This window comes from Actinomadura spongiicola, from assembly GCF_003432485.1.
Classification (GTDB): domain Bacteria; phylum Actinomycetota; class Actinomycetes; order Streptosporangiales; family Streptosporangiaceae; genus Spirillospora; species Spirillospora spongiicola.
In genome coordinates, this window is record NZ_QVNQ01000002.1 from 858,859 (window position 1) to 882,503 (window position 23,645).

Consider the following 23,645-nt stretch of genomic DNA (forward strand, 5'->3'; position numbering starts at 1 on the left):
CTTCCTTCCGTTCGTCGTCAGTGGTCCCGGTAGGCCACCCGCGCCGCCATCTCGCCCAGGCGCCGCCGCCAGCCGTCCGTGAGCGGCGCCGTGGCGAGCGCCGTCCGGGCGGACGCGACGAGCCGGTCGATCCGCTCCTCGATCTCCTGGTCGGCGCCGGACGCGAGCAGTGCCGCGCGGAGCCGGGTCGGATCCCAGCCGCCGCCCTCCAGACCGTCGGCGACCAGCCGTCCGACCTGGGCGTCCCGGGTCGCGGCGAGGGCCAGCAGCAGGTTCATCCGGTGCTCGTTGACGTCCAGGCCCGCCGGTTTGCCGGTCGTCGCGGAGTCGCCGAAGGCGTCGAGCAGGTCGTCGCGGAGCTGGAACGCCTCACCGGCCGCGACGCCGTACGCCTCGAACGTCTCCTGAAGGTCGGACCGCCCGGCGATGGACGCCCCGAGGGCCAGGGGCCGGTGGATGGTGTAGCGGCCGGACTTGCAGACGGCGATCCAGCGGGCGAGGTCCGGGTCCGGGGCGGGCTCGGCGGCCAGGGCGACGTCCAGCTGCTGGCCGATGATCATTTCGGTGGTCAGGTCCGTCCAGATCTCCATGGCCGGTCCGGGCAGCCCGGCGGTGAGCCGGTTCGCGTAGCCGAAGGCCAGGTCCCCGGCCAGGATCGCCATGCCCTCCCCGTACCTGCGGGCCTCCCCGACCCAGCCGCGCTCCGCGTGGATCGCGGTGTGCTTGACGTGGACGGTCGGCACCCCGCGCCGGGTGGGGGAGTTGTCCAGGACGTCGTCGTGGATGAGGGCGAACGCGTGCAACAGTTCGAGCCCGGCGGCCGCGGCGACGACCGCGTCCTGGCCCGCCGGGTCGTCCGGGTCGCCGCCCGCCGCCAGGTAGCCGCTGATGCAGAAGGTCGGCCGCAGCCGCTTGCCGCCCGCGGCGACCAGTTCAGCGACCGCCTCGACGGGCAGCGCGGCGCGGGCGTCGACGGCACCCCAGCGTGAGCACTCCGCGCTCAGCAGCTCCTCGATGCGGGCGGTGGCGCGGGCGAGCAGCGCGGCGCACGCGGCGTCCTCGGCGTCCGCGGCGTCGTCTTGACCTGGCCGCTGGAGCCCGGACGGCAGTTTGAACACCACGGTTTCGCTGGCCGTGGTCTCCGTTTCGATCTCGGTGTAGCCGAGGGCGTCGAGCCGCTCGATGACCTGCTCGACCAGCACCTCCGGCGCGCTCGCGCCCGCGCTCAACCCCACGGTCTCGACCTCGGCCAGCCATGCCGGGTCGAGCCGGTCGGCGTCCGGGAGCAGCCGCGCCCGCGTTCCGGCGGCACGCGCCACCTCCACCATCCGGATGGTGTTGCTCGAATTGGCCGAGCCGACGACCAGCACGAGGTCGCTGCGTTTGGCGATCGCCTTCACCGCGTTCTGCCGGTTCTGGCTGGCGTAGCAGATGTCCTCGCTGCCGGGGCCGACCAACCCCGGGAAACGCTCGCGGAGAATCGACACGATCTCGGACGTGTCGTCCACCGACAGCGTGGTCTGGGTGAGAAAGGCGGCGGACGTGCCCGGCGGGAGTTCGAGCCGCCTCGCCTCGTCCGCGTCCTGCACAATGACCGTGCGGTCCGGCGCCTCACCGAAGGTGCCCTCGATCTCCTCGTGGTCGGCGTGCCCGACGAGGATCAGCGTCCGCTCGTCGCGGGCGAACCGGCGGGCCTCCTGGTGCACCTTGGCGACGAGCGGGCACGTCGCGTCGATGACCGTGAGGTGGCGCCGGGCGGCGTTGTCGCGCACCCGCGGGGACACCCCGTGCGCGGAGAAGATGCACACCGCCCCGTCCGGAACCTCGGTCTCCGAGTCGACGAACCTCGCGCCCAGCGCCTCCAGCTCCCGGACGACGTGCTCGTTGTGCACGATCTGCTTGCGGACGTACACCGGCGCCCCATGAATCTCCAGCGCGCGTTCCACGATCTCGATAGCCCTGTCCACACCGGCGCAGAAGCCGCGCGGCTCCGCCAGAATGACCCTCTTGCCGCCCGTTCGCGGGCTGTTCTCCAATGCGGTAGCCATAAATTAAAGGGTGCGGAACTCCGGAGTGGAGCGTCAAGGATCGGCGTGGGGCAACATATTGTCACCGAACTTTCGGCCGGCGCATCCGACTATACCGCCGATACCGGTGATACAACTGTCGACGGTGAGAATGTGACGCGGCGTCAGGGGAGGGGCCGAAATTGTCCGGGGAAGTCAATGAAAGGTGTGCTCGGCCGTTCCGGCGAACGGCGGTGAGGAACGTGTGCTCGGCTCGGTGACCCGCCACGGGCGGCATCGGGGGGTTCGTCGGTGGCGGGTCGCCGAGCGCGAGGTCACGCGGCCGTCGGGCCGCTCAGATCCCACCTCCAGGAACCGGCCGCCAGTCCAGCGCCGGTGCGTGGTTCAGGATCTCGTTCTCCAGGTGCTGGAGCGCCGGCCGGGGATCGATGCCGAGCTCCTCCGCCAACCGCTTCTGGTTGGTGCGGAGCACGGCCAGCGCCTCGGCCTGCCGCCCGGAGCGGTACAGCGCCAGGCTCAGCAGCTCACAGCCGTACTCGCGGAGCGGGTGGGCCTGGGTGAAGGCCTCCAACTCGGCCACCGCCATCTCGTGGGCGCCGACGGCCAGCAAGGCCGCGCAACGTCCCTCGATGACCGACAACCGCAGTTCCTCCAGCCGGGCCGCCTCCGGTCGCACGTAGGCGGTGTCGGCCACCTCCGCGTACGCCTGGCCCCGCCACAGCGTCAGCCCCGCCTCGAACTCCCGCAGCGCCTGCCGTGGCTCGCCGCGGTCGAGGGCCCGCCATCCGGCGGTGGCGCGTTCGCCGAAACGGTGGACGTCGACCTCGACGACACGGTTGTCCAGCAGGTAGCCGCGGCCGAAGGTGCGCAGCACCGTCGCCGGGGTCCGTGGCGCCCGGCCGGGTTCCAGGACCCGCCGCAGGTTGGCCACATAGGCCTGCAACGAGGTGATCGCCGATGGAGGGGGATTGCCGGTCCACAACTCCTCGACGATCACGTCGACGGCCACGGGCTGACCCACCTTGCTGATCAGCACCGCGAGCAGCGCGCGCTGTTTCGGCGCGCCGAGGTCGACCAGCCGTCCGCCGACGACGGCCTCGATCGGGCCCAGCGCCCGGAACTCCGCCATGGGACGCGGCGTGCGCGGGGCGTACGGCGGGGCCGGGTCCCACCGGACGGCGTCCGCCGCCATGGGGGGAGTGACGGGCGCGATCTCGGGGCCGTCCCGGTCGCCCGGTCCGGTGCCGACCGCGGCGGACGCGGGCGACAGGTCGAGATCGAGTTCCTGGGCGAAGTACACCTTGAGCATCTCGTTGGCGCGTCGCAGTTCCCGCACTTCGCGTTCCAGCTCCGCGATGCGCCGCGCGTCTCCGTTGCCGTGGCCGGACCGCCGTCCACCGTCGATCCGTGACCGGTGGCCGCCACCTCTTTCGGCGCCGATGACCATTGTGTCGACGTTGGTCTTTTCGTTCGTCATCTGTGAACTCCCAATATCTCACCGCCTTGTCCGAACGCGCCCGGCGATAAGCCGGACGGCGGCCCGGCACGGCAGTGTCGGCGCGGGGAGCCGACGAGCGTGCGCGAGCGGCGATATGAGATTTCCGAGCGAGCGCATTGATGACGCGAAAGGTGAGTGACCCGGAGGTCATGCGGCATTCGAGTGAACTGCCGCCCGCCATTCACCTCGAATGGCGAAGGAGTTGGTACGGTGTGGTGCCGAGAAGCGGCAGCACTAGATGAGATTCCACTGGTTCCGACATGCATCGAACCCGGCGGCCATAACTTCGCAATGTGGCCTTTACGACCGCATGCGAGGTCCGGCGCCGCGCAAAATAACTGCATTTCGCAGCCCCCGTGATGATTTTTCCAGCCCCCGATGCCGGCCGAGGCCAATGTAGCCGCGAACCGTAACCCCGTCAATGTACGCTACGTGTATGAACCATTGCGTTGCGTATTGACTATTGTTTCCGCTCGGACGTGAACACTTTACATCGTCGTTGTCAATACGGGCGGGCGGTCGGGCCTTTTCGGTCGCCCGAACCTCGATGCCGCCGAGTATCCCCAGGTCAGTGCCCTGTCGGTCGGGTCTGTTCGGTCGTCGCATCCGGGACGGACGCATGGCAATAAATTGTCATGTAGGCGGCCCGTTGATTCCCTTCAAGATCAGCGAGACCGCCGAACAAGATTATTTGATTCTTCGGTTTTTCTGAAATCACATGAGACAGTGGTCACATCGTGTTCGGCGATGGGATGTCTCCCGGCGACGGGGAATTCTCGGGTCGGCGGCCGGCGTGAAGATCATGTGCGGGGTTCAGTGGGTGGAGAGCCGCCGGGCCACCTGGACCCGTGACTGGCAGCCGAGCTTGCGCATCACTTTCCGGAGATGGTTCACGACCGTCCATTCGGCGATGCCGAGCCGGCGCGCGATGACCCGGTTGGTCAGCCCCTCGGCCACCAGCAGCGCGACCTCCAGTTCCCGTTTCGTCAGGAGGTCCGCGACGTCGGGGCGGGTGTCCGCGGCCGGTTCGTCGTCCGGTATCAGCCGCAGCGCCTCTTCCCAGGACGGCTCGTCCCCGGCCTGCCAGGCGCGGACGTACTCGTCGGAGGTGAGCGCCTCCCCGGCCCCGGCGAGAATCGGCATGAGCATCGCGCTCAGCGGTTCCGGCCGTGCCGTGCCCGTTGCCTGTCGCAACCGGTCGGCCGTCCCGAGGACGGCGGTCAGCCGGCGCCAGTCGGTGATCCGGCCCCATCTCCCCAGGATGATCGCCAGCATCTCCAGGCATTCCGGTTGCTCCGCCGTCTCCGGCAGCCGCCCGAGCTGCCCCGCGGCGTCGGCGAACAACGCCCTCGTCTCCGCCGAGTCGTGCCCCAGCCAGCGGACGCTCGCGAGCACGTACCTGGTGAGCACGGCGGCACCGAAGTCCTCGCGTTCGAGTTCCGCCGCCAGCGTGGCCCGCGCCACCTCCTCGGCCCGCTCCAGGCTGCCCGCGTCGCGCAACACCACCGCGAGCCGCCGCGTGAGCGAGGTCCGATCGTCCGGGTGCGGTGGGGCGGTGTCCGTGGCCAGGGCCTGTTCGTAGTGGCGGCGGGCCTCTTCGAGGTCTCCGGCCGTGTACGCGGCATGGCCGAGGAGGGTCAGGCAGCGCACCGCGCCGTGCGCGTCGTCCACCACCCGGTAGGCGTCCCGGGCCCGGGCCAGGCGATCGCGCGCCTTCGGCGCGTCCAGGCGCATCGCCGTCTCACCCGCCGTTTCGAGGCTGCGGGCGCGCAGGTGCGGGTCGTCGATCCCGGCGTCCAAGGCCTCCTCGATCAACTCCAGGCATCGCCGGGCGTGTGCCGCTCCGGTGGACCGCCCGGGTAGCGCGTTCGCGATCGACGCCATGGCCTCCCCGGCGCCCGCCTCCCGCCAGTAGCCGTACGCGGCCAGCAGGTCCGCCGACAGGTCGAGGCCGCCGGTGCCGGTGACCGTGCGGAAGTACTCGGCGTGGGCCCGGCGGAGCACCGGGTGGATCGGGAGGCGCGCGAGCGACCTGGCCGCGGCGAGCCGGACGTTGGTCGGAATGCTCAGGATCACCTCGCCGTGGCGTCGTGCCTCCGGGACGAGGACGCTCTTGTCGAGGAGCCGTTCCATGGTCCGGTAGGTGGCGGCGTCGAACCCGCCCACGACCTCGGAGGCCGCACGCGTGGTGAACGGCCCCTCGAAGATCGCCAGATGGTCCAGCAGCGTCCGTTCGTCCGCGCGGAGGCGGGTGAGGACCCACGACGTCAGGTCGCCGACACTCGAATGCCGCGAGTAGGGGTGCCGCCCGGTTCGGCGGAGGTCGCCGGAGCCGTGGTCGAAGCGCTCCAGGATCAGGTCGGGGTCCGCGAGCGCCACCCCCGAGGCGGCCAGTTCGATCGTGAACGGCAGCCCTCCGGCCAGGCGGCAGAGCGTGCTGACGGAGCCCTCGTTCTCGGTGGTCAGCGCGAAGTCCGGTCGTACCGCTCGGGCGCAGTGGACGAACAGTTCCACGGCCGGCGAGTCGGCGTTCGCGCCGGCCGCCGTCGGCAGCGGCCGCAGCCGGACGACCCGTTCCCCGTACAGGCCGAGCCGGGTCGTCCCGACGATGACCATCCGTAATCGTGGGCAGCGCCTCCGGAACGTCGCGAGCAGCGGCGCGAGGTCGTCGGCGACGTCCTCGACATGGTCGAACACGACGGTGTGCCCGTCTTCTCCGAGGTGTTCGAGGCCGCCGGGACTCTCGTGGCACCGCTCCCTGAGCCGCCGCAGCGTGCGACCGAACTCGGCGACGTCCGCGACCTGCCCGAGGTCGAAGACCTCGACGGTGCCGCCGGTCCAGTGGCGGCGGAAGAACTCCGTCACCAGGCGGCTCTTGCCCACCCCGGCGGGGCCGGTCACCATGACCAGCCCGGCGTCCGGGGCGGCCAGCGCGGAACCGAGCCGCTCCAGGTCGCCGTCGCGGCCGACGAGCGGCGCGGGCGCGGCGGCGTCGTACCCGGCGCGGCCGATCGCGGTGGGTCGGATCGTCCGGTCGAAGAGCAGGTCGGCGACGTCCCTCGCCGCCGCCGCGGCCGCGCCGGTCATGGCGCTCTGTTCGTCGCGAGCCGGGCGGCCGGACGGTGCTGGGCGGTGGTCATGACGGACTCCGTCTCCTAGCGGGCGAAGATCAGGGTGCTCGGGGACGGCGTGGGCTGGAACGTGACGTCCTCGAAACCGGCCTTGTCGAGCCAGGACCGGTAGTCGGCCCGGCGCCAGGTGCCGCCGAACCTGCTCTTGAGCAGCATCTCCGCGGCGAAGGTCAGCGGGTAGGACGGGCCGGCGCGGTCGTCGTCCACCACGTAGTCGGAGATCACCAGCGTTCCGCCGGGCCTGAGGGCGCTCCGGATCCGGGCGAACATCGCGATGTTGTCGTCCGGGCCCTCCTGGTGCGCGATGTTGGAGTACACGGCGATGTCGTACGCCGAGTCGCCGAGGTCGGTGGTGTGGAAGTCGCCGTCGATGTGGCTGACGCGGTCGGCCACGCCCCGTTCGGCGAGCAGGCGGCGGGCGATGGCGTTGATCGGGGCCCAGTCGAGCTGGGTCGCGCGGGCGGCGGGGTTGAGGTCGAGCCAGATGGCCGAGTAGACGCCGGATCCGCCGCCGATGTCGAGGATCGAGATCTCCCCGGCGTCCGCCAGCCGCAGCGTCTCGGCGGCGATCGCCGCGACGGGGACCGACTGGGCGGCGATGGCCTGGATCAGGTCCTCCCAGTGCGGGTTGTCGGCGACCTCCACCACCGCGTCCGTCACCGGGCCCCCGGCGCGGACCACGTCGGGCAGGTCCGCCAGGGCCGCCATGTGGCGCATCTTGACCTTGGCGAACCCGCTCAGGCTGGTGGGCCTGCCCTCGACCAGGAAGGCGGACGCCTCGGCGGTGTTGCGGTAACCGCCGTCGTCCACCTCGACCAGGCCGACGCTCACCAGCCCGTCGAGGAGGGCCTGCGCGCCGCGGTGCGCGATCCCGGCGCGGGCGGCCAGCTGGTCGGTGGTGGCAGGCCCGTCCTCAAGATGGGTGAAGATCGACAGGCTCGCCGCGGTGCCCACGATCCCGGTGGCCCAGTAGCCGGTGATGAGCCGCATGATCCGATCCGAGTTCGGCTCGTTCACGCCGCGCCTCCCTGATTCTCGGTGGTGGGACGTCGGTGTTCCTTGAGCGCGGCGCGCAGCGCCACCCCGACCCGCTCGACCTGGTCGTCGGTCAGCTCGGCGTGCATGGGGATGGCGAGCTGCCGCCGGAAGAGATCCGCCGAGACGGGACACGACTGATCGGTCTGGTACACGGGTTGCAGGTGGCTCGCCCAGGTGCCGTGCCCGCAGCCGATGCGCTGGGCGCGCAGGTCGGTGGCGACGCCCGCGCGGTCCACGCTCGGGTCGAGCGTCACCAGATACGACTGCCAGGCGTGGGTGCGGTCGTCCGGCACGTGCGGAAGCGTGAGGAGGTCTTCGTCCTTGAGCAGGTCGCCGTAGCGTGCCGCCACCGCGCGCCGCCGCGCCAGCATGGCGTCGGCGCGGCCCAACTGGACGCGGAGGATCGCGGCGGCGATGTCGGACAGCTTGTAGTTGTAGCCGATCTCGGTGAACTCCGGGATCGGCAGGCCGATGACCCGCGCCTTGTCGAAGATGCTTCCGATGCCGAAGGACGACCGCAGCCGCACGTCCGCGGCGAGCTTCGGGTCGGTGGTGAGCAGCGCCCCGCCCTCGCCGCTGGTGATGCCCTTGCGTCCGTGGAAGGACAGGCAGGCGATCGGGGCGAGCGCGCCCGCCGGACGTCCCCGGTACGTCGCCCCGACCGCGCACGCGGCGTCCTCGATGAGGAACAGGCCGTGGCGTTCGGTGATCGAGGTCAGCTCAGCGTAGTCGGCGGGCAGGCCGACGGTGTCCACCGCGATGACGCCCACGGTCCGCGGTGTGATCAGGTCAGCGACGGCCTGGGGATCGATCGTGCCGGTGTCGGGTCGCACGTCGGCGAAGACGGGTGTCGCGTCGACATGGCGGACGGCGTGGGCGGGCGCCGGGAACGTGTAGTCGGCGACGATCACCTCGTCGCCCGGCGCGACGCCGAGCGCGAGCAGGCTCAGGTGCAGCGCGGCGGCGCAGCTGCTCAACGCGACCGCGTCACCGACGCCGTGGCGTTCGGCCAGCTCCCGCTCCAGGGCCTTGCCCCGGGGGCCCTGACCGGCGGTCCACTCCGAGGAGAACACCTCCTCGACGGCCGCCAGCTCCTGCTCGCCGAGACTCGCGTGAACCAGGGGGATCGGATTCAAAGTGGCCACCTCCGGCGGCGGTGTCAGGAGGCCGGCGGCCCGTAGCGAAGCGGCGTGATCTGGTGGACGTCGTAACGGTCGCGGAGCCGCTGGACCGCGGTGGAGTCGACGTCCGGGCCGTGCGCGAAGATCTCGCAGATCTCCTCGAAATACCGTTCGTGCGCGGGCGGCGGAAAGCTCTGGAAGAGCATGCGCGCCGGTTCGTCGGTGGGGTTCCTGAACGCGTGGGGGCATCCGTTCGGAACGAACATGCAACTGCCCGCGCCGGCGCGGACGACCCGGTCCCCTTCGGGGGACTCCCAGTCCTGCCAGCCGTCCTCCGTGCGCTTGACCGGTTCGAACGCGAAGAGGTCGACCTCCCCTTCGAGGACGTAGAAGAGTTCCCTCCCGTCCTCGTGGGTGTGCGCCCCGACATCGAAGCCGGGCGGCACGATCACCTCGAAGCACGACGCGAAGCCGCCGTCCGCGCCGGTGACCTTGAAGGTCACCTCCTGCGCCTTGGTGACGAGCTTGCGCCCCTGTCCGGGCGGGACGACCAGGCCGTTCATGCGATTCCCCCCTTCGTGGTGTGCGCGAGGTCGCGCGCCAGGTAGCCCGCCGACGCGGGGATCGAACCGGAGTCCATGGGGTGCGGCGTGTCCAAGGTCCAGCGGCCCACCGCCATCTCGGCGGTGATGCCGGGCCCGAAGCCGGCGATGATCCCGGTGGCGCCGGCCGGCATCGTGCCCTCGTCGAAGAGCCGGCGTAACGCCTCCAGCACGACGGCGCTGGCGATGTTCCCGTAGTCGGTCAAGGTCGCCCAGCTATGCCGGAACATGCCGCTGTCGACGTCGAGGAATTTCGCCAGGTCGTGCAGGATTCGCGGGCCGCCCGCGTGGATGATGTAGAAGTCCAGGTTGGAGGCGTCCCAGCCGTGGTCGCTGGCGAGTTCGCGCAACACGGGAGCGAGGGGCTCCATCGTCCCTGGGACCCGGCGGTCCAGGAGGAAGTGGAAGCCGGTGGCGCGCACCGCGTACGAGATCCAGTCCTCGGTGTTCGGGATGAGGTACGAGGCGTTGCGTTCGAGTGCGACGCCGGTGCCGCCGGTGCCCCGCACCACGGCCGCCGCGACGGCGTCGCCGAACAGCCCGTCGGACAGCAGCGACCCGACGCCGTCGTCCGTCGGCTGGTAGCACAGCGAGCACAGCTCACAGGCGACGATCAGGACGTTGTACTCGGGGTAGGCCATGCAGAAGTCGTGGGCGCGGTTGATCGCGGCGCCGCCCGCCGCGCAGCCCAGCTGGGCGATGGGGACCTGCCGGGTGTCGGACCGGAACCCCATGTTGTTGATCAGCCACGCGGTGAGCGACGGCATCAGGAACCCGGTGCAGGACACGTAGATGATGACGTCGATGTCCCGCGTCGTCAGGTCCGCGTTCGCCAGCGCCTCCTCGATGACCGGGGGGCACCGCTTCTTGGACTCCAGCTCGTAGATGCGGTTGCGCTCCTCGAAACCCGGATGCTCCAGCGCCTTCTCGATCGGCTGGACGATATGTCTCTTGCGCACCCCGGTTCTTTCGATCAATCGAAGCGCCAACGGAAGCTGCGGCTTTCCCGCGTGCACCTTCTTGGCGAATTCCAGGGTGTCTTCCATGGTGATGACGTATTCCGGCACGCTCACCGCTGGCTTACAAAGAGTCGGCATGCCTGGTATCCACCTTCGGTAGCTGAGATTTCCCCGTGGTCTTCCAGCGCCCGCCCGCCCGGAGTTCGGCGATGTCAGCCATAACATCGCCGTCACCACCGGGCAGGCAGGCAATAGCATCGCGTGACGCTCTTGCTATCGGCTTGGCGTCGACTTGGGCGGGTGACGGCGGTCAGGCCACTCCCTGAAGCAGCGACGCCGCACCGTGCACCCGGGCCCGGACGTGCCCGAACCCCAGAAGCACGGGCGCGTCGGTCAGGATCGGAAAGTGGTACGGGAACGGGCGGGGGCCGACCATGTCGGGCGGCCCGTCGTACCCGCCGTCCGCGTTCTGACGTTCGAGCAGCCACGCCAGGGCGCGTCCGACGGGTTCGGGGTCGGTGCCGTAGCACAGCGTGATCAGGCCGCAGGCGGTGCTGATGTCGTCGCTGGGATCGCCGGGCTGCATCCCCCAGCCGCCGTCGGCGTTCTGCGTCTCCCGGACCGAGCGCTCGATCCGCTCGACGACACCGGCGGTGCGGCGGTCGTCGGGTTCCGCGCCGCACGCCGCGAGCCGGACGCGGAAGATGGTGTGCAGGCGGCTGCGGCTCCAGCCCGGCTCGAAACCGCCGTCCGGCAACTGGCTCTCGGCGAGGTACCCCAGCGCGCGGTCCCGGGCGGGCGCCGTGTGCGGATGCGGCGTGAGAGCGTTCACGGCCGCGGCCGTCATGCACGGCTCCGACGACGCGCCGGCGACGTAGGTGGGGAAACCGCCGTCGTCGCCCTGGACGGCCAGCAGCGCGTCCACCCCGCGCCGTACGGCGTCGCCGAACGCGACCGGGTCGGTGCCCTGGAGGAACTCCAGGGCGCACGCGGTGTCGTCGACATCGTTCAGCGCCACGTCGGTGGACATGGACCAGCCGCCGCTGAGCGCCGCGCCGCGCGAGAGCGACGGGCGGACGGCGCCGCCCTGGTGCGCGACGAGCATCCCCGCCATCGTCCGCAGCAGGCTCCGTGGGGCACCGGCCGCGGCGAGGCCCATCCCGGCGGTCGACGTGCACCAGTTGTGCATCGCCGCCACGAACGGGAAGCCGCCGTCGTCGCGCTGGTACCGGAGCAACGTGTCCACGCCCCCGCGCACGGTCGCCTCGTGCCCGGGGACGCCGGCGAGCCCGTGCAGCGTCAGCACGTGCATCAGCACGTAGCCTTCCCACACCGTGTTCGCCGGGTCGACGGCGACCAGCGTCCGCAACGCGGCTTCGGTGGCCTCGTTGCGGACCCCGGCGGCGTTGGCGAGGATCAGCGTCACGGCCGCCTGCTGGACGACGGCCCAGGAATGCATGGGATCCGTGGGCGCCTTCGCGTCGGGCGCGGGCGCGGCCTCGGGCGGCAGCGGGAACCCGAGAACCGACAGCACCGCGTACACCATCGCGCGCCGCCGGCCCGAGATGAACCCCGGCGCGGCACCGAGGACGCCGTCCGTCAGCTTCGCGATGAGGGCGGTGTCGTCGGCGGGCTCCCGGCCCGTGGCGCGCCCGATGGCGAGTTCGGCGAGGACGCGGTCGAGTTCGTCCGCGGCGTCGCGGTGAGCGCGGAGGAAGCCGAGCAGGCGGTCCCTGGCGGGGGAGGTCGTCCCGGCCCGCACCATCAGCGTCAACGCGAGCGCCGACTCCAGCACCCGGCTCTGACACTCCTCGCGTAACGCGCCGTCGGGGTCGACCCTGCCGCCGACGTGGGCGAGCAGCCGGGACGTGGCCTGCCGCACATGCTCCCGATTCACCTCGGCGGGCCACGGTACCGGTGGTAGGCGCGTCACGTCCGGTGGTCTCATTGCGTGCTCCAATCTCGAAGCGGGGGAGAAAGGGGGTGGAAAGCGCCTGGAGGCGGACGTGAAGAGCCGCCCGGAAATATCTAAACCGGGTCTTTGACGGCCCCGTCGGCAAGTTGCATCATGTCCAGCACCCTGGGCTGCCAGCGGTGATAGGACTGGAGCTTGTAATATTCGCCCTGCGGTGACGACGCGACGGCGTAAACGAATTTCGGGTCCGTGTTCGAGTTCCGGATGTGGCTCACGAACCGTTCGATGCGCGGGTCGAGCGGGACGGGCAGTTCCGTCGGGTCGGCGGTGGCGACGGCGAAGCAGATCCGTTCGAGCTTCGGGGAGTCCCAGTTCAGGGTCACGTAAATGCCGAACGCCCGCCGGGCGAGCGTGAGCATCTGCTCGCTCGGCTCGCCCTGGCCGAGTTCGTCGAGCATCGACCGTACGGTCTCCGGCTCGAAGCATTCGGCGGGCTGCTCACCGAAATACACGTTGACCGTTCTGCTCCGGTAGTCGATGCCGAGCAGGCCCGCCTTGTCGCCGAGGCGGTGGCGGGCGAAGAAATCGACGCTCTCACCGAGTCCGCGCGGCATCGAGGGAAGGGCGGCGAGCCGCGACACCTCCTGAAGGTGGCCGCGGCGCAGCACCGCCCAGATCTTCTTGAGGCCGCCGACGACCCCGAAGTCGATGCCGTAGCAGTCGAGGGGGCAGCGGTCCCGGATGTCCGACAGGAGCGTCCCGGCGGGATGGTCGGTGTCGGCGATGAAGCCGTTGGACACGGCGAGGCCGTACGGATCGACGTCGAGCGGGATCGAGAAGCGGCAGTCGAGCTCGCCCGCGTGACGCTCGCCGGTCGCGACCCTGAAGGCGACCACGGCGTCCGGGAGCGCCTCACCGTACACGGTCAGGATGGGCAGGACCTTGCCCGGCGAACAGGGCACCTCCAGCAGCCGGGCCGATTCCTCAATCGCGGAATAGAGGCCCGACACCGATTCCGACGGATTCATCCCGGCAATCTCGGTCACGGCGGTGTTCTCGCTCTTGTGATCCATGCTTTCCAGGTTCGACCACGCGGCTTGGTCCGGACTGGTTCACAAGTTGGTGCCGGCTTGGCGCCAACTTGGGACGAAGCCCCGCCGGACGCCTTTCTCCCGCCGCGCACTATGAACGGCCCTGCACCCTGAACAGCCTGCACACTGAACGGCCCGCGCTCGCGCGATGGTCGGTGCATCGCCTGCGAACGCGGGCAGCGGCTTCCGCTGAAATCGCGGAACGCGAAATCAGCGGATGCTCTGCGGCGACCGGAACACGTTGTGCGGGTCGTAGTGGCGCTTCACCCGCTGCAACCGCCGGTAGTTCTCGGCGTAATACGAGCGCTTCCAGTCCGTCAGGCGAGGGTCGATGAAGTTCTGGTACGTCTCGCCGTTGGAATAGGGGTCGATCACGTTGAAGGCGGCGTCGATCCACCGTCCGGCGACGGCCTTGTCCTCGTCGGAGACCGGTCCCTCGCGGTGCCAGCCGTAGAGGGTGACCATGAAGCGGGTGTCGCGGTGCACGTAGGCGGTCTCGGTGCGCGACAGCGCGTTGGCGTGTCCGCCGAGCGCGGTGACCTGCAACTGGTGCGTCTGCCCGGCCCTCCGCTCGGTGTCGAACAGCGCGAGGGTCTTCGCCCAGCCGTCCCGTGGCATCGCGTCGCCGAACATGCGACCGCGTTCGAACCCGAACGCCGCCCGGGGCAGCCGCCCCGTGGGGAACGTGTCCGACCGGTGGCACTCGTCCACCGTCAGATCGTCGCAGTCGAAGAGGCCCATCATGATCTTCTGGTAGGGCTCGACCTCGTTGCGCCGGAACGTCGGGGCATGGCCGACCAGGGAGATGAGCCGCTCCACCTCGGCCGTGAACCCGGGTCCGGTGTCCGTCGACCCCACCAGGACGGACGCGACCGGGACCTTGCCGGGCGCCGAGTCCTCCAGTTGGACGTTCAGGCCGGAGCCGATCGTCCACGGCGCGTCCTCCAGCCACCGCGTCCAACCGTCCAACATGTCCAGTGCCTGGTCGTAGCGCCAGATCAGGATGGTCGTGGCGAGGTGGGTGAGCGGGGTCGGGGTGACCTCGTAGGAGGTCACGATGCCGAAGTTGCCGCCCCCGCCGCCGCGCAGGGCCCAGTAGAGGTCCTCGTGCTGCGACGGCGACGCGGTCACGGTCCGGCCGTCGGCGAGCACCACCCGCGCCGACTTCACCTTGTCGGAGGCGATGCCCGTGGCCCGGGTCAGCAGTCCGACGCCGCCGCCCTGGAGGAACCCGCCCGCCGCGACGGTCGGGCAGTAGCCGGTGGAGACCGCCAGCCCGGCGGGGGCGAGCGCGTTGGTGATGTCGACGGTCTGCGCACCGGTGCCGATGGACGTGCTGTTCACGCCGGGGACGACGGAGTTCATCCGGGACACGTCGATGACGAGGCCCGGAGTCGTGGAGTAGCCGCCGTGGCTGTGGCCGCCGCTGCGCACGGCGAGGTGCAGGTCGTGGTCCTGGGCGAACCGCAGGCTCAGCGACACGTCGGAGGTACAGGTGCAGTAGGCGATCGCCTGCGGATGGATCTCGTCGAACTCCACCTGGTAGAGCTGCTTGGCCTTCGGGTAGTCCGCGTCCGACGGCAGCACGAGCCTTCCTCGCAGGTGGCGGCGCAGCCGGTCCCAGCGGATCCGGGACGCGGTCCGGGCGTGCGCGGGGGTGGGCACCGCCGTCGCGGCCAGCGCGGCGGCCCCGCCGACACCGGCGACGAACGACCTTCGACTGATCATCAAGTGACCTCTCATGAGGGGGCGGGACGGGGCCGCGAAGGCGCGGCGCCCGGCCCGCCCGCAGGGTTCCTGAATGAAGGGGCTGGCCGGGAGCTAGGGGGCGCCGTGGTCCAGGACGCGGGAGATCGCCTCGCCGAGAGCGTCCGCCGGGCTCTCGGCACCGTCCGCGCTGCGCCAGGCCACGTGGTTGTCGGGGCGCACCAGCAGGGCGCCGCCGTCGGTGATCTGCCGGACGGCCGCCCAACCGCCGTCGACGTCGGCGTACTCCGCGCCGTTCCCGCCGCCGGTCCCGATCCGGACCGCGTTGATCGGCACGGAGAACTTCTCCGCCACCCGCGCGGCCGCCTCGCGCCACGCCGACCCGTCCGGGCCGGTGATCAGCGTGAACCCGGTCGTGGTTCCGGCGAGGTCTAGGGTCGACAGCCGTTCGCCGTCGCGTTCGAGCCACGCGTGCGGCAGCCGGTGCCCGGGGCGGGTCGTCGGCTCGTACACGTCGCCCAGCGGCGCGCGGGCGGGCGGCGGTCCGCCGTCGGGGACGACGGCGCCCTGCTCGTAGGCGAAGCCGATCTCCACGTCGAGCGCCTGGCACTCGCCGCGGTGGGTGGCGAAGATCTCCGCGGCCCGCGCCCGCTGCGCCGCGCCGGTCGGGGCGGGGGCGAAGTATCCGAGGAACATCAGCGTCCGGCGCTCCGGCGGGACGTGCCGGCCGAGGCCGACGGCGGCGTCGATGACGACCTGGTGGTTGGACGCGGCCGACATCGCCCAGCCGATGTTGAACTGGCCGACGGGACGGCGCTCCGCCTCGTAGGTGTCGAGCAGGGCGTCGGGCGCGCGGTCGGTCAGCACGGCGGCGAGCTTCCACGCGAGGTTGTGCGCGTCCTGGATCCCGGTGTTCAGGCCGAGTCCGACGGCGGGCGGCTGGCGGTGCGCGGCGTCACCGGCGAGCAGGACCCGCCCGTACCGGTAGTGCTCGGCGAGCACCGCCTCCACGGTCCAGGTCGTCACCTCGCGCAGGGTCAGGTCCAGGTCGGGCAGGCCGAGGACCTGGCGGATCCTGGCGGAGACGGCGTCCTCGTCCGCCGGGTCGATGTCGCCGAGCTGGACGTGCAGGCCCCACTCCTCGCAGTTCTTCCCCCAGGTCGGACCCATTTCGAGGAGGGCGCTGGAAAGGTCGGGGCTGTACGGGTTGAGGAACCAGGTGATGAGCGAGCCCTCGTCCCACCATTCCGACAGGTCGGCGGAGAAGTACACGGTCGTGGCGTCGAACAGCGCGGGCAGGCCCTGCATCTGGACGCCGAGCGCGGGGCCGACCGTCCGGCCGCCGTCCGCCGCGATGACGTACCGCGCCTCGACCGTCGTGGTCTCCCCGGTCGCGATGTCGCGGATCTCGGCGACGACACGGTCGCCGTCGTCGGTCAGGGACGTCAGCTCGGTGCCGAACAGGATCCGGTCGGGATTGCGCTGTTCGGCGTGCCGCCGCAGGATCGGCTCCAACCGGACCTGCGGCAGCTTGGCGGGCAGGGCGGGTCCGGCCGCCGCGTACCGGTCGCGCAGCGCGCCGCCGCCGAAGGCGTCCATCTCGTGGATCACCTTCGCGTCCAGCGCCTCCGTGCCGACGAGCGTGGTCTGCCAGCGCACCTTCCCGAATTTCTCCGGCGGCGCGGCCTGCTCGTTCACCGCCCCCTCCAGCCCGTGCTGGCGGAAGATCTCCATCGTGCGCTGGTTCAGATAGTGCGCCTTCGGCAGGTTCGACGTGTCCGCGTGCCGTTCCACGAGCAGGTGACCGATGCCGTGGTCGGACAGGAATACGGAGGCGGACAGGCCGCATCCACCGCCGCCCACGATCAGAACCGGAACCTCGATTGTGCCCATGTCCGTCCTTCCAGAAAGTGTTGTGCCAGGTGAGGAACCGCCGGTCGGGGCTCCGGTCATGACGGGGAGGATTCGGCTGAGGTCGTCGTGGACGCCGGGTCGCCCGGCATCTCGGCGAGGGCGTTGCGCCGTTGCGTGCTCACCCGTTCGAGGACGAGCACGGCGACGACGCCCGCGACCACGAGGGCGGCGGCGCCGACGCGGAACGCCAGCGCGTACCCGTCGGTCTGCGCGACCGCCGGGACCGTTCCGCCATGGACCCTGTCCTCGGTGTGGCGCAGCGCGACCGTGACCAGGACGGCCAGCCCGAGCGCCGCGCCGACCTGCTGCATGGCGTTCTGGACCCCGGACCCCAGCCCCGAGTCCTGCCCGGTGACCTGGTGCAACGCGCCGTTGATCAGGCCCGGGTAGCACAGCCCGCTGAAGAGCCCGAACACGATGAGTCCGGGCAGGATCGCGCCCTCGTAGGACGAGTCGACCTCGATGAAGCTCGCCAGCAGCAGCCCCGCCGCGCTGCCGAGGAACCCGATGGTGAGCAACGGCTTCACGCCGATCCGGGGCATCAGGAAGGTGCACAGCACGATCCCGGCGGCGATCGCGGCGCCGCGCGGCAGGTTCATCAGCCCGGTCCGCAGCGGTGAATAGTCGAGGACCTGCTGCATGTACCAGTTCAGCAGGACGACGTAGCCGATGAACACGGCCCAGATGACCAGGCTCAGGACGTTGGACGTCACCCGGGTGCGGTTGGCGAGGAACCGCAACGGGATGAGCGGGTCGGGGGAGCGGGACTCCACCACGACCATGGCCACCAGCAGCGCGACCCCGCCGAGCAGCGGCGCCAGCACCTGCCAGGAGCCCCACGGGTGCGAGGCGGCCTGCAACAGCCCGTACACGACCGCGATCAGCCCGCCGGTCGCCGTCACCGCGCCGGGCACGTCCAGGCGGGGGCTCTCGCGGGCCATCCGGCTCTCCGGCAGCACGCGCGGGATCAGGAACAGCGCGAGGACGACGACGGGAATGTTGATGTAGAAGATCCACCGCCAGTCCACGCCGGTCAGCGCGCCGGAGATCACCGAGCCGAGCGTGCCGGCGAGCCCGGCGATGCCGCCCCAGACGCCGAGCGCCTTCATCCGCTCCCGGCCGTCGGTGAACAGCAGCGGGATCATGCCGAGCGCCGCCGGGGCGGCCAGCGCCTCCCCGGTGCCCTGCGCGAACCGGCTGGCCACCAGCATCGACGACGAGGTCGAGGCCCCGCAGACCACCGAGGCCACCCCGAAGATCAGCACGCCCGCGAGGAACAGCCTGCGGCGGCCGAACATGTCGGCGAGCCGCCCGCCGAGCAGCAGGAACCCGCCCGCCGTCAGCACATAGCCGTTGATCACCCAGGGCAGGGCCGCCTGGGAGAAGCGCAGGTCGGCCTGGATCTCGGGGAGCGCGACGACCACGACGGTCATGTCCAGGACGAGCAGGAACTGCATCCCCGCCAGCACGACCAGGGCGAGCCAGCGCCGCGGATCGGGGGCGCCGGGCGGCTCGGCGGTCACGTCACGCGGGTCCCGCTTCGTGGTCATGAGGCGTGCCTTCCCGGTGCCGCCGCCGGGGCGTGGTCGTCCTCACCGGGGGCCGGACGGCCGGAGCCGAACGTCCGCCGCGGCGCCGTCGTCGAGGTGGGGGACCGGTCCGCCACGGCTCACGTCCGCTCTTGGAGCTGGTCGCGGAGCATGCGGGACAGTTCGACGCGGCGCGTCTTCAGCGTGGCGGTCCGCGGCAGTTCCGCCATCGGGATCTGCACCGGGTCGGCGAGCTGGGGGTACTCGGTGACGGCCGCGCGCCAGCGGTCCAGATCGAGCGGCTGGTCCTTGAAGGTGCACACGACCGGGGTCGGCTCCGACTCCGGTCCCGGCACCACGACGAGTTCGGTCAGCTCCTCAAGCCTGTTCAGCACGAGGTCCTCGATCTCCAGGTTGCTGCCGACCCCGTCGATCGTGTCGATCTCACGGTCGAGCATGTGCAGGCAGCCGAATCTGGTCCGGTAGCCGACGTCCCCGGTGCGCCACCAGCCGTCGTGGACGTTGGCGTCGTACCGTTCCTGCTCGCCGAAATAGCTTTTCGCGATGCCGTCCCACCTGGCCTCGATGTGCCCGGGATTCGTCTTGGACGGCCGTTTCCCGTTCTGGCTCACCACGCGGACCTTCGCGCTTCCCGGCAGGGGGAAACCGACGCAACGTCCGTCCATCCGGCGAACGGATCCGCGGAAATAGGGGCGGCCGACCGCGGGGCCGACCTCGCTCTGCCCGTAGATCTGGAAGTACTGCGGCACCCGCCGCCGCGACGACGCGAGCAGCCGGCGGATCGTCCGGGGATGTATCGCGTCGAACGTGCTGCTGAAGTACTTCACCGACGCGAACGGCCTCCGCGGATCGTCGGAGAGCCCCTCCCACGCCATGAACGAACTGGGCAGCGCCTCGATGAGCCCCGGCCGGTGCGCCGCGAAGAACTCCGCGACCTCGTCCGGATCGGAATCGTTCACCAGCAGCACCGGCAGGCCCTTCGCCAGGCACAGCGCCATCGCCGCGAACATCCGCGAATGGACGAAGGAGATGTGAATGGCGACCTTCTCGCGTTTCCTCATCAGAGCCAGGAGGAAAAGCTGCGGACGGAGCCGGGCGCGCATGGTCCGCGGCGTGTGCACGACGAGCTTGGGCAGCCCGGTGGTCCCGGACGTGTGCGTTATCATCGCGGGTTCGTCCAGGCCCTGGAACACCGGCCGGACCGGTGACGCCCCGTCCAGCTCGCCGAGCGACACCGCACCGGGCCGGGGGCCGTTCACGGTGATCACCCGATCCGCCAGCTCCGCCAGCGGCACGTCGGCGAGCGCGTCGAGCTTGCCGTCGTCGGTGAGCAGATGCGGCCGGTTCAGCCGCTCCAGCAGGGCCGCGATGGTCGCGGCGTCGAGCGCGTGCGACAGCAGCACCGGGATCGCCCCGGCGCGGGCCACGGCGGTGCCGAGCACCCAGACGTCGAAGTTGGCGGCCTTGTGGATCACGACGTGCTCGCCGCGCCGGACTCCGGCGGCGGCGAGCCTGCCCGCCAGATCGTCCACATGCCGGGCGAGTTCGGCGATCGTCAGGCGCCGTCCCGCCTCCGGCAGAGCGTCGAGGTCGTGATCGAGAACGAGCGGGGTCGAGCCGTTCCGCACGGCGGCCCGCTCCGGCACGACTCCCAGGTAAAGGCCGCGCTTGTGAGTCGGATTCTGGCTCATCAGGCCCTCCATCCGGACCAGCTTCTTCCCGGCATTCGTTGGATTGCGTGCCGTCACTTTGCGGCACCCAGCATTGGTCAGGCGGCTTGGGCGTGACTGGTCGGCGGCTTGGCGTCCGCTTGGCGCACAGATCTGCCAGGGTGGGGGCCATATCTATGACAGTTCGCGCCGTTGTTGCGCCGGGACGCCCCTCGTAGGCTCAGGCCGACCCGTCGCGGGTCACCCGCAGTAGTGTCCGAAACTCACTCGGAGGAGCTCCCCGCATGCTGCGTAAGTTCAGCGTCGGCGCCGTGGCCGGCGCCGCCGCGATCTCGTTGATGGCGGCACCGTCCGCCGCGGCCGCGCCGGCCCCCGCCACGGCGCCGCGCCCGGCCCTCGCGACCACCCTGTACTACGACGCCACCCAGGCCGGTGAGTTCAAGACCGCCGTGGCCGAGGGCGTCAAGGTGTGGAACACCCACGTGAAGAACGTCCAGCTGGTCGAGGCGCCGCAGGGCCGCCGCGCCGAGATCCAGATCGTCGCCGACCCCGGCTGGCCGCGCGCCACCCTCGGCCCCGTCCGGCCCGGCGGGCGCGTCACGGTGTGGTTCGGCCGCCAGGCGGTGACCCAGGGGTACAACACCACCCGGATCGCCTCGCACGAGCTGGGGCACAGCCTCGGTCTGCCCGACGCCAAGCCCGGCCCGTGCTCGTCGCTGATGTCGGGCTCGACGGGCGGGGTGAGCTGCGCGAACCCCAACCCGAACGCGACCGAGGCCGCGCGGGTGGAGGCCAACTACCGGGGCGTCAACACCCCGCGCAGCCCCTTCGAGGGACGCGTCCTGGTGGACGCCCCGTAGCCCTCGTACGACAGCACCACGGTGCCCGTCCACCCACGGGGTGGACGGGCACCGTCCTGTTGTGGACGCCCTTCCACCATGCGCCCTCGGTATGGGCGCTATACCGGCGGGGGCCGGTGCGGTAGATGTCGGACATGCGCGAAACCACCCAGGTCGTCATTATCGGAGCCGGTCCCGCGGGACTGACCCTCGCCAACCTGCTCCGGCGGGCCGGGGTCGACTGCGTCGTGCTGGAGCGGCAGAGCCGGACCCACGTGGCGGAACGGCAGCGCGCGGGCGTCCTCGACCACGCCGCGGCGCGGATCTTCGAGGAGTGGGGATTCGCGGACACCCTGCTGGCGGGCGCGCCCCAGGACGGCGTCCTGGAGATCCGCGTCGACGGGGAGCCCCACCACCTGGACATGGCCGCGCTGTCGGACGGCAGGCCCGGCCGGATCATCCCGCAGCAGATCCTCGTCACCCGCCTCATCGCCGCCTTCCTCGCGGACGGCGGCGACCTGCGGTTCGACGCCGACGAGGTGGCCCTGCGCGACCTCGACCGGACCCATCCGAAGGTCACCTACCGCGGCCCGGACGGGACCGTCCACGAGATCGCGGCCACCTACGTCGCCGGCTGCGACGGATACCACGGCGTCAGCCGGGCCAGCGTGCCCGCCGGCGCCGTCACCACCTACTCCTACGATCACGGCATCGGCTGGCTCACCGTCCTCGCCGACGCCCCGCCGCCCCGCCACCCGCTCTTCGGGATCAGCACGCACGGCTTCTCCGCGCAGTTCCCGCGCGGGCCGAAGGCCAGCCGCTACTACCTGGAATGCGCACCGGACGCGGTGCCGGACGACTGGAGCGACGAGCAGATCTGGGAACAGCTGCGGCTCCGCCTCGGCGACCCCGACCTGCCCGGCGGACCGATCACCGAGAAGTCCATCGTCGAGATGCGCAGCTTCGTCGTCGACCCGATGCGGTACGGCGATCTGTTCCTGGTCGGCGACGCCGCGCACATCATCACCCCCATGGGCGGCAAGGGCATGAACCTCGCGATCGCCGACGCGAACGTGCTCGCCCACGCGCTCCGCGCGGCCGTCCACGACGGCGACGAGGAGCCGCTCGCCGCGTACTCCGCCACCTGCCTGGCGAAGGTGTGGAACCAGCAGGAGTTCTCCCGCTGGCTGACCGAGATGACCCACGAGGCGGGGGACCCCGCCCTGGCCGGGCCGTTCCGCCGCCAACTGGCGCGGGCGCGCCTGGACCGGCTGTTCACCTCCCCGCACGCCGCCCGCACGTTCGCGGAGCTGGTCGCGGGCGGTTGACCGGTCCCTTCGGTGGATCATGCCTAGGAAACGCCGGGTCCGCCGGAGAATGCTGACGAACATTTCGCGGCCGAGGCCGTGGTTCGGGTGCTGGCCTGCGGGGGCATGTCCCGTGCCAATTCGGCGCGTGCGGCGGAGCCTTGCCCGCCAAGAGACGGAAGGTTAACGTTCAACTACGAAAATAGGAACATTCCTATTGATGGAGCTCCCATGCCCCGCTCCCCTCCATCATCCGGCCTTAAGGTCCCTTCCGAAGAAAATGACCACCCCGAAGCAAGGACCCCCCGCATGAAATCTTCAAGGCGCAAGCTCGCCGCGGTCGCGGCGGGCGTGGGCATCGCACCCCTCGTCACCGTCGTGCTGCCCGCCACCTCGGCCTTCGCCCACGGCTACGTCTCCTCGCCGCCGAGCCGGCAGGCTCAATGCGCGCAGCGCGTCGTCCAGTGCGGACAGATCCAGTGGGAGCCGCAAAGCGTCGAAGGGCCGAAAGGCCTGAAAAGCTGTAGTGGCGGAAACGGCCGCTTCTCCGATCTCGACGACGACAGCAAGGCGTGGCGGGCCACCTCGGTCGGCCAATCGGTGACGTTCAACTGGACGTTCACCGCCAGGCACAGCACCCGCAATTACGAGTACTTCCTCAACGGGAAGAGCCTCGGCGTGTTCAAGGGCCAGTCCTCGTCCCACACGGTGAACCTCGGTGGAGTGACCGGTCGGCAGAAGGTGCTGGCCGTCTGGAACATCGCCGACACCGGCAACGCCTTCTACGCCTGCGTGGACCTTCAGGTTCAGTGATCGACGCGTCCTGACGCAGGACGGTCGACACCCGAGCGGACAGCGGGCCGGCGCCGCTTCTCCCAGAACGGTTCGTGGCCACCGGTGAGCATCACGAAGTGACCGCGCTGATCCAGATGCTCGTCGACGATGGCCCGGACGCACCGCGCGTACTGGTGCGCCGGCCCGGTGTCCCCGTCCAGCAGGCCGAGCACGGCGGCGGCCGCGGGCCCGGCCAGCCGGAGCGCGTCGCGCACACCGGACGACGACAGCGGATCGACCGCGACCGCCGCGCCGCCCACCGCGACGAGCCGCGCCGACCACGGCGGGCTCGCGTACCCGACCGTCGCGCCCCGGTAGTCGGCCGTCGCGGGAAGGGCCCGCCGCCCGAGACGCCGGGCGGTGTGCTCCGGTGGTTCCCGGTGGTCGTCTGTTCCGGGCAGGTCACCGACCCTCATGACGGTCACCGGTCGCCCGCCGGACC

Annotated in this window: 17 protein-coding genes; 3 read left to right on the top strand and 14 right to left on the bottom strand. The window is 70.9% G+C overall.

All coding sequences use genetic code 11. The features are described from left to right. Positions 1 to 17: 17 nt before the first annotated feature. From D0T12_RS36420 to D0T12_RS08565, 13 genes are all read right to left on the bottom strand, one after another. Positions 18 to 2,048, bottom strand: coding sequence for a 4-hydroxy-3-methylbut-2-enyl diphosphate reductase (locus tag D0T12_RS36420; RefSeq protein ID WP_233525909.1), 2,031 nt, complete (start codon positions 2,046 to 2,048; stop codon positions 18 to 20). A gap of 313 nt (positions 2,049 to 2,361) precedes the next feature. Beyond that, positions 2,362 to 3,504, bottom strand: coding sequence for an AfsR/SARP family transcriptional regulator (locus D0T12_RS08510; RefSeq protein ID WP_199487350.1), 1,143 nt, complete (start codon positions 3,502 to 3,504; stop codon positions 2,362 to 2,364). An 834-nt stretch (positions 3,505 to 4,338) separates the two neighbouring features. Continuing rightward, complete coding sequence (locus D0T12_RS08515; RefSeq protein ID WP_117398875.1) at positions 4,339 to 6,612, bottom strand: ATP-binding protein; 2,274 nt, start codon at positions 6,610 to 6,612, stop codon at positions 4,339 to 4,341. Between the two features lie 68 nt (positions 6,613 to 6,680). Next, entirely contained in the window at positions 6,681 to 7,673 is a 993-nt protein-coding gene (locus D0T12_RS08520; RefSeq protein ID WP_199487351.1) for a methyltransferase, read from the bottom strand. Further along, positions 7,670 to 8,830 carry a DegT/DnrJ/EryC1/StrS family aminotransferase gene (locus D0T12_RS08525; protein WP_117398876.1) on the bottom strand — a complete coding sequence of 387 codons (1,161 nt, stop codon included), beginning with the start codon at positions 8,828 to 8,830 and terminating at the stop codon, positions 7,670 to 7,672. The genes D0T12_RS08520 and D0T12_RS08525 overlap by 4 nt, the downstream gene beginning before the upstream one ends. 23 nt (positions 8,831 to 8,853) lie before the next feature. After that, positions 8,854 to 9,378 (bottom strand): cupin domain-containing protein, encoded by a 525-nt coding sequence (locus D0T12_RS08530; protein ID WP_117398877.1) that lies wholly within the window; start codon positions 9,376 to 9,378, stop codon positions 8,854 to 8,856. Next, positions 9,375 to 10,490, bottom strand: a complete 1,116-nt coding sequence (locus D0T12_RS08535) for a type III polyketide synthase (protein WP_325050751.1) — start codon at positions 10,488 to 10,490, stop codon at positions 9,375 to 9,377. The genes D0T12_RS08530 and D0T12_RS08535 overlap by 4 nt, the downstream gene beginning before the upstream one ends. A gap of 196 nt (positions 10,491 to 10,686) precedes the next feature. Continuing rightward, positions 10,687 to 12,324 (bottom strand): prenyltransferase/squalene oxidase repeat-containing protein, encoded by a 1,638-nt coding sequence (locus D0T12_RS08540; protein ID WP_117398879.1) that lies wholly within the window; start codon positions 12,322 to 12,324, stop codon positions 10,687 to 10,689. 80 nt (positions 12,325 to 12,404) lie between these two features. Further along, positions 12,405 to 13,364: an aromatic prenyltransferase gene (locus D0T12_RS08545; RefSeq protein ID WP_199487352.1), complete on the bottom strand. Its 960-nt coding sequence runs from the start codon at positions 13,362 to 13,364 to the stop codon at positions 12,405 to 12,407. 228 nt (positions 13,365 to 13,592) lie between these two features. Then, the gene (locus D0T12_RS08550; protein WP_117398880.1) at positions 13,593 to 15,110 is read right to left on the bottom strand and encodes an FAD-binding oxidoreductase; all 1,518 of its coding nucleotides are present in this window, start codon (positions 15,108 to 15,110) and stop codon (positions 13,593 to 13,595) included. Positions 15,111 to 15,203: 93 nt separating this feature from the next. Next, positions 15,204 to 16,982, bottom strand: coding sequence for an FAD-dependent monooxygenase (locus D0T12_RS08555; RefSeq protein ID WP_117398881.1), 1,779 nt, complete (start codon positions 16,980 to 16,982; stop codon positions 15,204 to 15,206). Positions 16,983 to 17,038: 56 nt separating this feature from the next. Beyond that, a complete protein-coding gene (locus D0T12_RS08560) occupies positions 17,039 to 18,553 on the bottom strand; it encodes an MFS transporter (protein ID WP_117398882.1) in 1,515 nt (504 codons plus the stop codon). Positions 18,554 to 18,672: 119 nt separating this feature from the next. Continuing rightward, complete coding sequence (locus D0T12_RS08565) at positions 18,673 to 20,244, bottom strand: class I adenylate-forming enzyme family protein (protein WP_199487353.1); 1,572 nt, start codon at positions 20,242 to 20,244, stop codon at positions 18,673 to 18,675. 263 nt (positions 20,245 to 20,507) lie between these two features. Here D0T12_RS08565 and D0T12_RS08570 point away from each other — a divergent pair, with 263 nt between their 5' ends. The 3 genes from D0T12_RS08570 to D0T12_RS08580 all read left to right on the top strand — a co-directional run bounded on the left by D0T12_RS08570 (position 20,508) and on the right by D0T12_RS08580 (position 23,182). Continuing rightward, complete coding sequence (locus D0T12_RS08570) at positions 20,508 to 21,083, top strand: snapalysin family zinc-dependent metalloprotease (protein ID WP_117398884.1); 576 nt, start codon at positions 20,508 to 20,510, stop codon at positions 21,081 to 21,083. Positions 21,084 to 21,217: 134 nt separating this feature from the next. Beyond that, positions 21,218 to 22,390: a 4-hydroxybenzoate 3-monooxygenase gene (locus D0T12_RS08575; protein WP_199487354.1), complete on the top strand. Its 1,173-nt coding sequence runs from the start codon at positions 21,218 to 21,220 to the stop codon at positions 22,388 to 22,390. Positions 22,391 to 22,678: 288 nt separating this feature from the next. Beyond that, complete coding sequence (locus tag D0T12_RS08580) at positions 22,679 to 23,182, top strand: lytic polysaccharide monooxygenase auxiliary activity family 9 protein (RefSeq protein ID WP_117398886.1); 504 nt, start codon at positions 22,679 to 22,681, stop codon at positions 23,180 to 23,182. On the opposite strand, the gene D0T12_RS08585 is transcribed toward D0T12_RS08580, so the two are convergent. Next, positions 23,176 to 23,619 (bottom strand): hypothetical protein, encoded by a 444-nt coding sequence (locus tag D0T12_RS08585; protein ID WP_147339442.1) that lies wholly within the window; start codon positions 23,617 to 23,619, stop codon positions 23,176 to 23,178. The two genes, D0T12_RS08580 and D0T12_RS08585, sit on opposite strands and share 7 nt — an antisense overlap. Positions 23,620 to 23,645 lie beyond the last annotated feature (26 nt).